The 15380-nt window shown below is 62.1% G+C and carries 12 protein-coding genes; 3 read left to right on the top strand and 9 right to left on the bottom strand.

The window, feature by feature from the left end:
- Nucleotides 1-6: 6 nt before the first annotated feature.
- Entirely contained in the window at nucleotides 7-843 is an 837-nt protein-coding gene (locus tag AC27IQ_RS00740; RefSeq protein ID WP_284428547.1) for a GNAT family N-acetyltransferase, read from the bottom strand.
- A gap of 256 nt (nucleotides 844-1099) precedes the next feature.
- Here AC27IQ_RS00740 and AC27IQ_RS00735 point away from each other — a divergent pair, with 256 nt between their 5' ends.
- Complete coding sequence (locus tag AC27IQ_RS00735; RefSeq protein WP_487087468.1) at nucleotides 1100-3319, top strand: sensor domain-containing protein; 2220 nt, start codon at nucleotides 1100-1102, stop codon at nucleotides 3317-3319.
- A 52-nt stretch (nucleotides 3320-3371) separates the two neighbouring features.
- Here AC27IQ_RS00735 and glmM read toward each other — a convergent pair whose 3' ends face one another.
- The 4 genes from glmM to AC27IQ_RS00715 form a co-directional block, all read right to left on the bottom strand.
- Complete coding sequence (gene glmM, locus AC27IQ_RS00730; RefSeq protein WP_284428549.1) at nucleotides 3372-4706, bottom strand: phosphoglucosamine mutase; 1335 nt, start codon at nucleotides 4704-4706, stop codon at nucleotides 3372-3374.
- A gap of 34 nt (nucleotides 4707-4740) precedes the next feature.
- Entirely contained in the window at nucleotides 4741-5580 is an 840-nt protein-coding gene (folP, locus tag AC27IQ_RS00725) for a dihydropteroate synthase (RefSeq protein WP_317357745.1), read from the bottom strand.
- 84 nt (nucleotides 5581-5664) lie between these two features.
- Complete coding sequence (ftsH, locus tag AC27IQ_RS00720; RefSeq protein ID WP_284428551.1) at nucleotides 5665-7584, bottom strand: ATP-dependent zinc metalloprotease FtsH; 1920 nt, start codon at nucleotides 7582-7584, stop codon at nucleotides 5665-5667.
- A gap of 189 nt (nucleotides 7585-7773) precedes the next feature.
- A complete protein-coding gene (locus tag AC27IQ_RS00715; protein ID WP_284428552.1) occupies nucleotides 7774-8436 on the bottom strand; it encodes an RlmE family RNA methyltransferase in 663 nt (220 codons plus the stop codon).
- Between the two features lie 21 nt (nucleotides 8437-8457).
- Here AC27IQ_RS00715 and AC27IQ_RS00710 point away from each other — a divergent pair, with 21 nt between their 5' ends.
- Nucleotides 8458-8934 carry a YhbY family RNA-binding protein gene (locus tag AC27IQ_RS00710; protein WP_272568941.1) on the top strand — a complete coding sequence of 159 codons (477 nt, stop codon included), beginning with the start codon at nucleotides 8458-8460 and terminating at the stop codon, nucleotides 8932-8934.
- Entirely contained in the window at nucleotides 8934-9677 is a 744-nt protein-coding gene (locus tag AC27IQ_RS00705) for a glycosyltransferase (protein ID WP_487087442.1), read from the top strand. The genes AC27IQ_RS00710 and AC27IQ_RS00705 overlap by 1 nt, the downstream gene beginning before the upstream one ends.
- 36 nt (nucleotides 9678-9713) lie before the next feature.
- Here AC27IQ_RS00705 and AC27IQ_RS00700 read toward each other — a convergent pair whose 3' ends face one another.
- The 4 genes from AC27IQ_RS00700 to carA all read right to left on the bottom strand — a co-directional run bounded on the left by AC27IQ_RS00700 (nucleotide 9714) and on the right by carA (nucleotide 15207).
- The gene (locus AC27IQ_RS00700; protein WP_487087441.1) at nucleotides 9714-10121 is read right to left on the bottom strand and encodes a DUF4149 domain-containing protein; all 408 of its coding nucleotides are present in this window, start codon (nucleotides 10119-10121) and stop codon (nucleotides 9714-9716) included.
- Nucleotides 10122-10136: 15 nt separating this feature from the next.
- Nucleotides 10137-10613, bottom strand: a complete 477-nt coding sequence (gene greA / locus AC27IQ_RS00695) for a transcription elongation factor GreA (protein WP_272568938.1) — start codon at nucleotides 10611-10613, stop codon at nucleotides 10137-10139.
- Nucleotides 10614-10798: 185 nt separating this feature from the next.
- On the bottom strand, nucleotides 10799-14044 hold the full coding sequence (gene carB / locus AC27IQ_RS00690) for a carbamoyl-phosphate synthase large subunit (RefSeq protein WP_284401005.1): 3246 nt from the start codon (nucleotides 14042-14044) through the stop codon (nucleotides 10799-10801).
- The gene (gene carA, locus AC27IQ_RS00685) at nucleotides 14044-15207 is read right to left on the bottom strand and encodes a glutamine-hydrolyzing carbamoyl-phosphate synthase small subunit (RefSeq protein WP_487087438.1); all 1164 of its coding nucleotides are present in this window, start codon (nucleotides 15205-15207) and stop codon (nucleotides 14044-14046) included. Before carA ends, carB begins: the two co-directional genes overlap by 1 nt.
- Between the last annotated feature and the right edge of the window lie 173 nt (nucleotides 15208-15380).

The following is a 15380-nucleotide window of genomic DNA, read 5'->3' as shown; positions in this document are numbered from 1 at the left end:
GCGCCGTCACACTCCGAGAAAATGCTTGCGGTATCGCGAAGGCAAATCCGCAATGCGCATGAGCATTGGCAAATCGGCTGAGTTGAAATCAGGGTCCCAGGCCGGCGCACCGAGAACACGTGCCCCCAGGCGCAAATAGCCCTTGATGAGGGCGGGCGGCTCGATCGCCAGTGATCCATCCAATTGATCCACAGGCAACGGCAACCGCGGGCGCACATGGAACTCGATGGGTGCCAGATGCGACTTCTGCACTTGGCTCCAGATGCTTGCAGCCGCATCGCCGCTCACCACCCCGTTGTGCAGCATGGGAATGCTGGCGCAACCGATCATGGTGTCGAGTTGATTGCGCACCATGAAATCCGCCAGGGCGCTCCAAAGCGCCAGAATCACGCCTCCGTGCCGATAGTCGGGATGGACACAGCTTCGCCCCAACTCGACCATTCGAGAGCGGAGCGTGCGCAGCCGTGTCAGGTCGAACTCGGTATCGCTGTAGGTACCGCCGACCCGGCGGGCTTGAGCGGGAGTGAGTACGCGGTAGGTACCAATGACCTGACGCGTGGCGATGTCCCGAACCAGCAGGTGCTCGCAATATTCGTCGAAAAGGTCCACGTCATGGCCGGCCACCGAGGTATTGAGTCGCGCTCCCATCTCCGATGCGAACACCTCGAACCTCAGGCGCTGGGCTTCCCGGACTTCGTCGAGATGCCGCGCCCAAGCCACTTCCACCCCGCCTTCGGTGGACAAACGGCTTGCCACATCGCCCGAATGGCCAGGGCGATGAAGTGACCCCCTGGGCAATGAGTCTGGACACAAGGGCATCGTCGGGATGGGTAGTTCGTTCACTCGTCTCTCCCTGCAAGGGTGGTTGGATCACAGCTTGAAGGAGCGTTGCCCTTCCCGCTTGGACGAGACTGTGGCAAACGGCAGTGACGCCGCCATGTCCAGGCCATGACAGCTTCATGACTTGGAAAGGACGGAGCCTGGCCTGCCAGAAGATATGCATCGCGCTTTTGATCGAGACAATCCCGAACTCGGGATTTCAGGGGCGACTGCTACACTTTCGCACAACTTGCCGCCCGCCAGGGCTTCACTCATTTCCATGTGCTCCACGCTTGATGCGCCCGTACTTTCTCAGCCCGGGCCGACTTTGCAACGCATCCTTCGCGAGCAGCAGACTTTGTTGGACAGCGCCGGGGTGGGCATCGTTTTCATCCGCCAACGGCAGATCGTTCGCTGCAACCAACGCTATGCCGATATCTTTGGCTATGAAACGGTCGAGGAAACCATCGGGCTGAGCAGCCAGGCCCTGTATCCCACCCTCGACGCGTTCCGGGACTTGGGACGCAATGCCTATCCGGTGCTTGCGCGTGGGGATACCTACCGCACGGAATGCCAGATGCGGCGCTGCAACGGCCGCTTGTTCTGGAGCAGCTTGGCCGGTCGGCTGATCAACCCCGCCGACACGGCGGAAGGCTCGATCTGGATCATCGATGACATCGATGAGCAGCGGCATGCGCAAACCCAGCTTCACGCCGTAGTGCAGGAAAAGCAGGCCCTTTTCGACCACGCCATGGTGGGCATCGCGTTCATCTCCAATCAGCGCATGACGCGGTGCAACCAGCACTTCGAACAGATGCTGGGCTATGGTCCTGGGGAGCTGGCCAACGCAGCGACGCGGCAATGGCATTTCAGCGACGCGGACTGGGAAGATGCGAAAAAGCGCTGCTACGAACCACTGACGGACGGCAAGATCTTCGTGGGCGAGATGACCTTGCGCGGCAAGGATGGCCGTGCCGTGGTGTGCGAAGTGCGCGTCAAGGCCATCGACCCTGCCCGTCCGGCCAATGGATCGGTTTGCATTGCCATGGATGTCAGCGAGCAGCGCCAGGCACAGGCAGAGCTGGCCCGGATGCATGCTGACCTGGAGCGTCAGGTGCACCAGCGGACGCGGCAGCTCAGCGAAACCGTGGACAACCTGCATCGCGAGATCAACGATCGCAAGCACGACCAGGAACGCATCTATTGGCTGGCCCACTATGATCCATTGACCGGTCTGCCGAACCGCACGCTCCTGGCTGAGCGCAGCCACCTTGCGATCCGCGCTGCCAGCGAAGGGGGCACGCCCCTCGCTGTTATCTTCCTCGACCTCGATCACTTCAAGCACGTGAACGACTCGCTGGGCCACCGGGTCGGAGATGCTCTGCTGGTGGAAATCGCCAAAAGGCTCCGGGCGGTCGTGCGGGACAAGGACACCGTTTCGCGCTTAGGGGGCGACGAATTCATTCTGCTGCTGCCAGGGGCCAACGCGCATGGAGCGGCACGTGTCGCAGGCAAGCTGCAGGAGGCGTCGCGCCAGCATTACCAGATTGGGCACCACGAACTCACGATGGCGCCTTCGATGGGCATCGCACTGTTTCCACAGGACGGCGCGGATTTCGACACCCTGACCCAGTCCGCCGATGTGGCCATGTACCGGGCAAAGCTGGACGGTCGAAACACTTACCGCTTCTTCACCCCGGAAATGCAGGCCCAGTCGGTGCGTGCCCTCCTTCTGGAAAATGCCCTGCGGCGCGCTCTGGAGCGCAACCAGCTGCATTTGCACTACCAACCGCAGATCACCATCGCGACGGGCGAGATCCGCAGCGTGGAAGCGCTGCTCCGCTGGGAGCATCCCGACCTCGGGAGCATCTCTCCCGCAGAATTCATCCCCATCGCAGAAGACAGCGGCCAGATCCTGCAGATCGGCGAATGGGTCATGCAGACAGCCTTGGACCAGTTGCAGCACTGGCACACCATGGGCATGGACTGGCTGGCCATGGCGGTCAATCTATCGGCACTGCAGTTCAGACAGCCGCAGTTGCCCGAACTGGTCAGCCGGCTTCTGGACAGCACTTCGCTGAGGGCCAACCGGCTGGAGCTCGAACTGACCGAAGGCGTCGCAGTGGACGACCCCCGTTCCGCCATCGCCACCATGGACCAGTTGCATGCCCGGGGCGTGCGCATGTCCATGGACGATTTCGGCACGGGATATTCTTCGCTGAGCCAACTCAAGCGCTTCCAAATCTACAAACTCAAGATCGACCAGTCGTTCGTGCGGGACTTGGGCAATGACAGCAACGACCGGGCCATCGTCAGCGCCATCATTCGCATGGCGCAGGCTCTGGGCATCCGGACCACGGCCGAGGGCGTGGAAACGAGCGAGCAGCTGTCATACCTTCGCGAACAAGGTTGCGACGAAGCACAGGGCTATTACTTCAGCAAGCCTTTGCCCGCCCACCAGATCACCGCCCTGCTACAGCGGCAGCATGCAGCGCAATAGACCGGATCAGACGCTGCGCAGGCTCAGATACTGAAGCACGCCACAGATGGACTCACCCCGCACGCGCCGCATCTGCCAGTTGTTGCGCAAAGTGATTGGCATGGTCGGCATTGCTGGCCTCCACCATCACGCGCAGCAGAGGTTCGGTTCCGCTGGCGCGAATCAATACCCGCCCGGTTTCACCCAATGCTGCCTCCACGGAACGCAAGGTGTCTGACAAGGTGGTGTTGCTCTTCCAATCCTGCCCTGGAGCCAGCCGGACATTGAGGAGCACCTGCGGAAAGAGTTGCACACTCGCCAGCATGTCCGGCAAACCGCAGGCGTTGCGAACACACGCCTGAAGCACCTGGAGGGCGCTGATGAGGCCATCGCCGGTCGTATGGCGGTCCAGGGCCAACAGGTGCCCTGAACCCTCTCCGCCCAAAAGCCAGCGATGGCGGGCCAACTCTTCCAGCACATAGCGGTCGCCGACTTTGGCACGCACGAACTGTATGCCCTGCGCCTTGAGCGCAAGCTCTACCGCCATGTTGGTCATGAGCGTGCCGACCACGCCCGGCACCGGCTCGCCCCGGCCCAAACGGTCAGAGGCCATGAGATACAGCAGTTCGTCGCCGTTGTAGAGGCGCCCCGCCGCGTCCACCATCTGGAGCCGATCCGCGTCACCATCCAACGCCACGCCGAAGTGCGCGTGGTTGGCCCGGACCGCCCGCACCAAGGCTTCGGGATGGGTCGCACCGACTTGGTGGTTGATGTTCAGGCCATCGGGGGAGCAGCCGATGGCCAACACTTCCGCGCCCAGTTCATGAAACACCTTGGGCGCGATGTGATACGCCGCGCCGTGGGCCGCATCCACCACGATTTTCACCCCCTTGAGGGTCAGATCCTGCGGGAATGTGCTCTTGCAAAATTCGATGTAGCGGCCTGCCGCATCTTCCAGGCGCCTCGCTTTGCCCAACGAGGCGGAGTCCGCCCAGACCGGGGCTTCATCCAGAGCCGACTCCACCGCCATTTCCCACTCATCGGAGAGCTTCGTCCCTTGAGCGCTGAAGAACTTGATGCCATTGTCCGGATAGGCATTGTGGCTGGCGCTGATCACAACACCCAGGCTGGCGCGCTGGGCACGTGTCAGGTACGCCACGCCGGGCGTGGGCAAAGGGCCCAGCAGTACCACATCCACCCCTGCAGAGTTGAAGCCGGACTCCAGCGCGCTCTCCAGCATGTAGCCGGAAATGCGCGTGTCCTTCCCGATCAACACCGTGGGCCGCTCCTCCTTGCGGCGCAAAACCCGGCCCACCGCATGCGCGAGCCGCAGCACAAAGTCGGGAGTGATGGGCGCCTGCCCTACGGTGCCGCGGATGCCATCCGTACCGAAATATCGACGTGTCATGATTTTTTGCCTCCGCCTGAAGGATATCCGCAGGCTAGAGTGAGGGTGGGGGAATTTGAGAGGCCTGCCAGACTTGCAATGCGGCGACGGTTTCGCGCACATCGTGCACACGCACGATGCGCGCGCCACGCTCCACGGCCAACAACGCCGCGGCCACGCTCGGGACCATGCGCTCTGAAACCGGCCACTGCGTGACCGCACCGAGCGACGATTTGCGCGACCAGCCAGCCAGCCAGGGGTAGCCCGCGCGGGACAGCAAAGGCTGGCTGGCAAGGAGCGCGAAGTTCTGCTCCACCGTCTTGCCAAAGCCGATGCCGCAGTCCAGCACGATGCGACTCTTTTCGACCCCCAGCGCATGTAAATCTAGAGCACATTGCTCTAAAAAAGATAGCACTTGAGAGACCACGTCTCCCTCCATCGGAGCCGCCTGCATGGTTTGGGGGTCGCGGTGCATGTGCATCAGGCACACCCCGCATGCAGGATGGCCGGCCACCACGGCCATGGCTCCGGGTTGCCGAAGGGCCCAGATGTCGTTGATGATGTCAGCGCCCATGTCCAGCACCGCACGCATCACCTCGGGCTTGTAGGTGTCGATGGACAATGGCACGCCCAGGCCCACCGCCAACCGGACCAGCGGCAACACCCGAGCCAACTCCTCATCCAGCGAGACGGCGGGACTGCCTGGGCGGGTGGATTCCCCCCCGATGTCCAGAATGTCGGCCCCCTGCGCCAGCAGGCTTTCACAGTGGCGCATCGCGTCCAGGGTGGTGGCGTGCCGCCCGCCATCGGAAAAGGAATCCGGAGTGGCATTCACGATACCCATGACCCGAGGCCGTGAGAGATCGATCTGGAATCGGCTGGTCTGCCAGTGCATCGACACGTGGAATGGTTTAAACGAGAAGAACACAAAAACGGGGCACACAGGCCCCGTTGTTGGTTGCAGCGTTCCGCCGCAGGCTCAAGCGGCCGAAGGAGCAGGTTCGGTCGTCACGGCCGGCGTGCCGCCGCCCGAGTTATCCCCACCCGACGACGGCGTGCGAGGCGTCCAGTCCTTGGGAGGACGCGGAGGCTTGCCTGCCATGATGTCGTCGAGTTGCTCGGTGTCGATCGTCTCCCACTCCAGCAGCGCCTTGGCCATGGCATGCATCTTGTCGCTGTTGTCTTCGATCAGCTTGCGTGCCAACGCGTATTGCTCGTCGATGATGCGGCGAACCTCGCCATCGACCTTTTCCATCGTCTGCTCGCTCATGTTGTTGGTCTTGGTCACCGAGCGGCCGAGGAAAACCTCGCCCTCGTTCTCGGCATAGACCATCGGGCCCAACGCCTCCGTCATGCCGTAACGCGTCACCATGTCCCGCGCGATCGAGGTGGCGCGTTCGAAATCGTTGCTGGCGCCGGTGGTCATCTGGTTCATGAACACCTCTTCGGCAATCCGTCCGCCGAACAGCATGCTGATCTGGTTCAACATGTACTCGCGGTCGTAGCTGTAGCGGTCCTTTTCGGGAAGGCTCATGGTCACGCCCAGTGCACGACCACGCGGAATGATGGTGACCTTGTGGACCGGATCGCACTTGGGCAGCAGCTTGCCGATCAGCGCGTGACCAGACTCGTGGTAGGCCGTATTGCGGCGCTCTTCCTCGGGCATCACCATGCTCTTGCGCTCGGGGCCCATGATAATCTTGTCTTTGGCTTTCTCGAAATCCTGCATCTCCACGGTGCGCGCACTGCGGCGTGCCGCCATCAAAGCCGCTTCGTTGCAAAGATTGGCCAGATCCGCGCCCGACATGCCGGGAGTTCCACGGGCGATGACACTCGGGTTCACGTCCTGGCCGACAGGCACCTTTCGCATGTGCACGTTCAGGATCTGCTCACGGCCGCGGATATCGGGCAGCGTCACATACACCTGTCGGTCGAATCGGCCCGGGCGCAGCAAGGCGGCATCCAGGATGTCAGGGCGGTTGGTGGCGGCCACCACGATCACCCCGAGATTGGTCTCGAAGCCGTCCATCTCGACCAGCATCTGGTTCAAGGTCTGTTCGCGTTCGTCATTGCCACCACCCAGGCCGGCGCCGCGCTGGCGGCCCACCGCATCGATTTCATCAATGAAGATGATGCAGGGCGCATTCTTCTTGGCGTTCTCGAACATGTCGCGCACGCGGGCCGCGCCCACGCCCACGAACATTTCCACGAAGTCGGAGCCGGAAATGCTGAAGAAGGGAACCTTGGCTTCGCCGGCAATGGACTTCGCCAGCAGCGTCTTGCCCGTGCCCGGAGGGCCGACCAACAGAAGGCCCCGAGGAATGCGGCCACCGAGTTTCTGGAATTTCTGAGGGTCTTTGAGGAAGTCGACGACTTCCTTGACTTCTTCCTTGGCTTCGTCGCATCCTGCCACGTCGGCAAAGGTCACCTGATTGCTGTTCTCGTCCAGCATGCGGGCCTTGCTCTTGCCGAAGCTGAAAGCTCCGCCCTTGCCGCCACCCTGCATCTGACGCATGAAGTACACCCACACGCCGATCAGCAGCAGCATGGGGCCCCAGCTGACGAGCAGGGTCATCAAAAGCGAGCCCTCTTCCCGTGGCTTGACGTCGAACTTGACGTTGTTGTTGATCAGATCGCCGACCAATCCGCGGTCCAGATAGGTCGCGGTGGTGCGCAATTTGCGGTCATCGGTGGTAGTGGCAACGATCTCCGTGCCACCCTGCCCTTCCTGGATCGTGGCGCTCTTGATCCGGTTGCTGCGCACCTCCTCCAGGAATTCGGAGTACCCCACGGAGCCCGCGCTGGCGCCTGAACGGGTGTCGAACTGTTTGAACACCGTAAAGAGCACCATGGCGATGACCAGCCACACGGCAATTTTTGAAAACCACTGATTGTTCAAGCGGGGCTCCAGAAGCAAAGGGGATAACGCCACGAACGTGTCATGGAGACGTCCTAGCGCATTTAGGGCGCATTTTAGGCGTTTCAAGGTGGAAGGCGGTGCGATTTACCCCAGCAGAGGCCATGGTCAACCCACGGGAAGACTGCCTTGGCATGGGTTGTAACCGCTGACGAACCGCGTTCATACTGTTCAAGCCTGCTTTTTCAAACCGATTCCCACCAAAAAAGTCTCGGAAGATTTGTCCCGCGAGGCTTTGGGCTTGATGGGCTTGACCACCTTGAATGTTTCCTTGAACAACTGCACCAGCTGCGCATACCCGCTGCCATGGAACAGCTTGACCACGAGCGCCCCTTCGGGTTTGAGGTGCTGCACGGCGAATTCGACGGCCAGTTCGATCAGGTGGGAAATGCGCGCCGCGTCGGCTGACTCGATTCCGGACAGATTGGGGGCCATGTCGGAAACCACCACGTCGACAGCCCGCCCCTGGACGGCTTCCTGCAACTGCGCCAGAACATCGTCCTCCCGGAAATCGCCCTGGAGAAAGCCGACCCCTTCGATCGGCTCCATGGGCAGCAGATCCAGGGCGATGATGGTGCCGTTGAGTTGGCCGACTGCCGCGCCTCCTGGCGACATGCGACGCCGCAGGTACTGGCTCCAGGCCCCTGGCGAGGAGCCCAGGTCGACCACGATGTGCCCTGGCTTGATCAGCCCCAGCTGCTCATCGATTTCCTTGAGTTTGTAAGCGGCACGGGCGCGATAGCCCTCTTTCTGGGCGAGCTTGACGTAGGTGTCGTTGACATGGTCATGGAGCCATGCCTTGTTCACCTTCTTGCTTTTCGTGTTTGTTTTCATCCTGCCTCGATAATACGGCCCATGCCCCAAATTCAATTGACTCCCGCAGAGCGCCGGGAACACCGCGCTAATGCCCACCATCTGGACCCCGTCGTCCTGATCGGCGGCGATGGGTTGACCCCCGCTGTCCAAAAAGAAATCAACGCTGCCCTCAATGCCCACGGATTGATCAAAGTCCGCGTCTTCAGCGACGACCGGACATCGCGCGAACAGATTTACCAGACATTGGCGGCAGAACTCAACGCTGCACCCATCCAACACATCGGCAAGTTGCTGGTGCTCTGGCGCCCGCAGCCTCCCAAGGAGCGCACCGTCGACGAAGATCGCATGCCCGGCCCTCGCGATGTGAAAGTGCTCAAATTCAGCAAGCGCGGCGGCCAGCGGCCCGAGATCAAGCAGTTGCGCGTCCTTGGCAACCAGCGATTGACGCCCGGCGGCCAGATCAAGCGGGCCAAGAAGCCCAAGCAGAAATCCGTCAAGAAGCGCCAGGCCGATTGATGGGCTCCAGCACGGCGCGAACGCGCCACGTGATCTGCATGAAATGGGGCACCAAATACGGCCCCGAATATGTGAACCGGCTTTACGCCATGGTTCGGCGCCATCTCACTGGGGATTTTCGCTTTGTCTGCCTGACGGATGATTCGACGGGCATCCGGGCCGAAGTGCAATGCCTTCCGATTCCCGCACTGGATCTGCCCACCGGCATTCCGGAGCGCGGTTGGACCAAGCTCGCCACGTTCAGCGCCGATCTGCATGGCCTGTCAGGCACCGCACTGTTCCTGGACGTGGATGTCGTCGTCACCGGCAGCCTGGATGCCTTTTTCGAAGCGCCGGGCGAGTTCCTGATCATCCATGACTACAAACGGCCCTGGCGTATCACCGGCAATTCATCGGTGTATCGGTTCGAGATCGGTGCACACCCCGACGTACTCGAATACTTTCGCGGTCACTTCGATGCCATCCGCCGGAAGTTTCGCAACGAACAGGCCTACCTTTCGGACTTCCTGCATCAGCAGGGCAAGCTGAGCTACTGGCCCGCAGGCTGGTGCCCCAGCTTCAAGTACCACTGCATCCCTGCATGGCCTTCCAATTATTGGAAGCCGCCGATCGTTCCGGCCGACGCGCGCATCGTGATCTTTCACGGTGAGTGCAACCCGCCCGATGCCCTTGCGGGCCGGCGCAATCGCCGCTTTCGCCACATCCAGCCTGCCACCTGGGTGGCCGAGCACTGGAAAGAGTAAACGGGCAGTAAAAGGACCGTCCCCTGCGCCGAGAAATCAGCGCCGGGACGTTCGCCACAGGACGGCCAGAGCGCATCCCCACTGCAACGTGTACATCACGCTGCCCACGCTGTGCCACAGCCGTAGGTTCTGGCGAGCGACGATGCGGGGCGATACGCCGTACTGCACCAGCAACGCCAGTAAAAGCCCGGCGATCACGAAGACCAGCGCAGCCTGGGCCCAATCCTCCTGCGTCTCTGCATGCCGTCGTTTGGACAACAGGAGAAGGCACACGCAGCAAGCGATCGAGACGAAGGTTTGTGCCTCGAAAAGGCGTGCGGCCATGTTGCCGGACAGCGCCGGTGTAGGCAAATGCACGAACAGGAGCGGTACGGCCAGGAACCCGATGGCCGACAGACTCCCCCACCACAATGCGGCGGCCAGAACGGGCACGCGGTCATACATGGCAGCGTCTTTCGCTCAGATGTAGCTCACGCCCACCACTTCATAGCGGCGCAGGCCACCGGGGGCCTGGACCTCGGCCGTGTCGCCCTCTTCCTTGCCGATCAGCGCGCGAGCGATGGGGCTGGACACATTGATGAGGCCCAGCTTCAAGTCGGCCTCGTCCTCGCCCACGATCTGGTAGGTGACGGCATCGCCGCTCTCTTCGTCTTCCAGCTTCACGGTGGCACCGAACACCACTTTGCCGCCCGCGTCCAGCGCGGTGGGGTCGATGATCTGCGCAGCGGACAACTTGCTCTCGACTTCCTGGATGCGGCCTTCGATGAAACCCTGCCGGTCTTTGGCGGCCTCGTACTCGGCGTTTTCGCTCAGATCGCCCTGGGCACGCGCCTCGGCGATGGCATTGATCACCGCAGGGCGTTCGACGGTCTTCAGACGGTGCAGCTCTTCCTTGAGCTTTTCAGCGCCGCGCTTGGTAATGGGAATGGTGGCCATTGAATCAGTCTCCACGTTCAATTCGACGCCGCGCAACGCGCGGCCCTCCTGGCGTCTTGCACACCCGTGGATGCACAAACGGACGCCCCAAAAGGAAACCGCCGCGCGTTGCCGCGCGGCGGTCTCTGGTCAGTGGCGATTATGCCGCGTTTGAGGCGGCCGGACGCTTAACCTGACTGTGCCGTTCAGGCCGTCAATTGCGCGTGCAGTTCCTGCACGGAATAAACGTCCAGATGGTCCAGATGCTTCATGCCTTCCACGGCCGCCTCGGCGCCGAAGATGGTCGTGAAGGTGGTGACCCGGGCCTGCAGCGAACTCGTGCGGATCGCGCGGGAGTCGGCAATCGCATTGCGCCGCTCTTCCACCGTATTGATGACCATGACGATTTCGTCGTTCTTGATCATGTCCACGATGTGTGGGCGGCCTTCGGTCACCTTGTTCACCACGGTCACCGGCACGCCGGCCTCCGAGATCGCAGCAGCCGTGCCCTTGGTCGCCACCAAGTCGAAACCCAGGGCGACCAGTTGCCGGCCGATTTCCACCGCACGCGGCTTGTCGCTGTTCTTCACGGTGAGGAACACCTTGCCGGACGTCGGCAGCTTCGTGCCGGCCCCCAGCTGGCTCTTCACGAAAGCCTCGCCGAACGTCTTGCCCACTCCCATCACTTCGCCGGTGGACTTCATCTCCGGGCCGAGGATCGTGTCCACACCCGGGAACTTGACGAAGGGGAACACCGCCTCCTTCACGCTGAAATAAGGCGGCGTGACTTCCCGCGTGATGCCCTGGCTCGCCAGCGACTGCCCCGCCATGCAGCGGGCCGCCACCTTGGCCAACTGGATGCCCGTGGCCTTGCTGACGAAGGGCACCGTGCGGGATGCGCGCGGATTCACTTCGAGCACATAGATCACGTCCTTGCCATCCTTTTCCTGAATGGCGAACTGCACGTTCATCAAGCCCACCACGCTCAGGCCCTCGGCCATGGCTGCAGTCTGGCGCTTGAGTTCATCCACCGTGGCCTTGCTCAGGTAGTAAGGCGGCAAAGAGCAGGCCGAGTCGCCGCTGTGCACGCCGGCTTGCTCAATGTGCTCCATCACGCCCCCGATGAAAACCTTGCCTTCGGGGTCGCGCAGGCAATCCACATCGCACTCGATGGCATCGTTCAGGAAACGGTCCAGCAGCACGGGCGAGTCGTTGCTCACCTTGACGGCTTCGCGCATGTAGCGTTCCAGATCCCGCTGTTCGTGGACGATTTCCATGGCACGGCCACCCAGCACATAGCTGGGGCGCACGACCAGTGGATAGCCCAACGCGGCAGCCTTCTCCAGGGCCTCCGGCTCGGTGCGTGCCGTGGCGTTGGGTGGCTGGCGCAGCCCCAGGTCGTTGAGCAGTTTCTGAAAGCGCTCGCGGTCTTCCGCAGCATCGATCATGTCCGGGCTGGTGCCGATGATCGGCACGCCCTCGGCCTCCAGGCCGAGCGCCAGCTTCAGGGGCGTCTGACCACCGTACTGCACGATCACGCCCGTGGGCTTTTCCTTGTCGACGATTTCCAGCACGTCTTCCAGCGTGAGCGGCTCGAAATAAAGCCGATCCGACGTGTCGTAGTCGGTCGAAACCGTTTCCGGATTGCAGTTGACCATGATGGTTTCATAGCCGTCCTCGCGCATGGCGAGTGCGGCGTGAACGCAGCAATAGTCGAACTCGATGCCTTGGCCGATGCGGTTGGGGCCACCGCCCAGCACCATGATCTTCTTGTTGGTGGTGGGCGCGGCTTCACACTCGTCCTCGTAGGTCGAGTACATGTAAGCCGTGTTGGTGGCGAACTCGGCGGCGCAGGTGTCCACCCGCTTGTAGACGGGACGCACATTGAGTGCCCGGCGCGCCTCCCGCACAGCTTTTTCCTGCGTCCGCAGGAGCTTGGCCAGGCGGCGATCGGAAAAGCCCTTCTTCTTGAGCGCTCGCAGCGTATCGGCGTCGATGGCAGCCAGCGCGCCATCCCCCTTTTCATCGGTCAGCTTGTCCAGATCCAGTTCGATCTTCACGATCTCTTCGATCTGCACCAGGAACCATTTGTCGATCTTGGTGAGGTCATGCACCTCGTCGACCGAAAGGCCCATGGCGAAGGCATCGCCCACATACCAGATGCGCTCGGGACCCGGCTCGCCCAGTTCCTTTTCCAGCAGTTCGCGGTCCTGCGTCTTTTCATTCATGCCGTCCACGCCGACTTCCAGGCCACGCAACGCCTTCTGGAAAGACTCCTGGAACGTGCGGCCCATGGCCATGACCTCGCCCACCGACTTCATCTGCGTGGTCAGGCGGCTGTCGGCCGTGGGGAACTTCTCGAATGCAAAACGTGGAATCTTGGTGACCACGTAGTCGATCGAGGGTTCGAACGATGCGGGCGTAGCGCCGCCCGTGATTTCGTTCTTCAGTTCGTCGAGCGTGTAGCCCACCGCGAGCTTCGCCGCGACCTTGGCGATCGGAAAGCCCGTGGCCTTCGATGCCAGGGCCGACGACCGCGATACGCGTGGATTCATCTCGATGACGATCATGCGACCGTCTTTCGGATTCACCGAGAACTGCACGTTGGAGCCACCGGTATCCACGCCGATCTCGCGCAGCACCGCGAGGGACGCGTTGCGCATGATCTGGTATTCCTTGTCGGTCAGCGTTTGCGCAGGCGCCACCGTGATCGAGTCGCCCGTGTGCACGCCCATCGGATCGAGGTTCTCGATCGAGCAGATGATGATGCAGTTGTCCGCCTTGTCGCGAACCACTTCCATCTCGTACTCTTTCCAGCCGAGCAGCGATTCTTCGATCAGCAGTTCGTTGGTGGGCGAAGCCTCCAGCCCGCGCTTGCAGATGGTCTCGAACTCTTCAGGGTTGTAGGCAATGCCGCCGCCGGTGCCGCCCAGTGTGAAGCTGGGACGGATCACCGTGGGAAAGCCCACGGTCTTTTGCACCGTCCACGCCTCGTCCATGCTGTGGGCGATGCCGGAGCGGGCCGAGCCCAGGCCGATGCGGGTCATCGCATCCTTGAACTTGAGGCGGTCTTCCGCCTTGTCGATCGCCTCGGGCGTGGCGCCGATCAGCTCCACCTTGTACTTGTGCAGCACGCCATTGCGCCACAGGTCGAGGGCGCAATTGAGCGCCGTCTGCCCGCCCATCGTCGGCAGGATCGCGTCGGGGCGCTCCTTGGCGATGATCTTCTCGACGGTCTGCCACGTGATGGGCTCGATGTAGGTCACATCGGCGGTGGCCGGGTCGGTCATGATCGTCGCAGGATTGCTGTTGATCAGGATGACTTTGTAACCTTCCTCGCGCAGGGCCTTGCAGGCCTGCACGCCGGAATAGTCGAATTCGCAGGCTTGGCCGATGATGATGGGGCCGGCGCCGATGATGAGGATCGATTTGAGGTCTGTGCGCTTCGGCATTATTTCTTCTCCATCAGCGCAGTGAAGCGGTCAAACAGGTAGGCGATGTCGTGCGGGCCGGGCGAGGCCTCGGGGTGGCCCTGGAAACAGAACGCGGGCTTGTCCGTGCGCTCCAGGCCCTGCAGCGTGCCGTCGAACAGGCTGATGTGCGTGGGGCGCAGGGTCGACGGCAGCGACTCCATCTCCACGGCAAACCCATGGTTCTGGCTGGTGATGCTGACACGGCCGTTGTCCAGGTCCTTCACGGGATGGTTCGCGCCATGGTGGCTGTTGTCCATCTTGAAGGTCTTCGCGCCGCTGGCCAGGGCCATGATCTGGTGGCCCAGGCAGATGCCGAACGTGGGTACGCCGGCATCGATGATCTGGCGCGTGGCTTCGATGGCGTAGTCGCACGGCGCCGGATCGCCAGGGCCGTTGGACAGGAACACGCCATCGGGCTTCATGGCCAGCACCTCGGCTGCCGGGGTCTTGGCCGGAACCACCGTGAGGCGGCAGCCGCGCTCGGCCAGCATGCGCAGAATGTTCTTTTTCACGCCGTAGTCGTAGGCCACCACGTGAAAGCGCGGAGCGGCAAGGGTGCCGTAACCCGAACCAAGCTTCCACTCGGTCTGGTCCCACGGATAGGCCGCGGAGGTGCTCACCACCTGGGCCAGATCCAGGCCCTTCATGCTGGGTGCCGCCTTGGCGGCGGCCAGGGCCTCGTCGATGCGCGCCTGGGTCACCGCTTCGCCGGCCGCAAGCCCGACGATGGCGCCGTTCTGCGCTCCGTGGGTGCGCAAGATGCGCGTGAGCTTGCGGGTGTCGATGTTGGCGATGGCAACGGTCTTCTCGCGCACGAGGTACTGCGAGAGGGTCTCGGTGCTGCGGAAATTGCTGGCCAGCAACGGCAGGTCTTTAATGATCAAGCCTGCGGCATGGACCTTGTCGGCTTCGATGTCCTCGGTATTGACACCGTAGTTGCCGATGTGCGGATACGTCAGGGTGACGATCTGCTGGCAGTAGCTCGGGTCGGTGAGGATTTCCTGGTAGCCGGTGATGGCGGTGTTGAACACCACTTCGCCGACCGTGGTGCCGGTGGCACCAATCGAATTGCCGATAAAGACCGTGCCGTCTGCGAGCGCCAGGATGGCGGGCGGGAAGGATCCCTGTAGAGACAAAAGCACTGGGTTCTCCGAATGGTTACGGGTCGCCCGGAGTCCGCAGGAAGACATTCCTGAAGACTGCTGCTTGTTGGGGGATTGCTTTGGTTGCTGCCGGGCGACGTTTTTGCGGGAAAGCCTCCAATTGTAGCCTCACTGAAAGAGCATCCCGACTTCCGCGGCCCATTCAGCCCACG

It is taken from the genome of Acidovorax sp. KPB24-07, from assembly GCF_057543315.1.
Note: the sequence above shows the minus strand (reverse complement) of the source record. Positions and strands in the feature narration are given on the sequence as shown.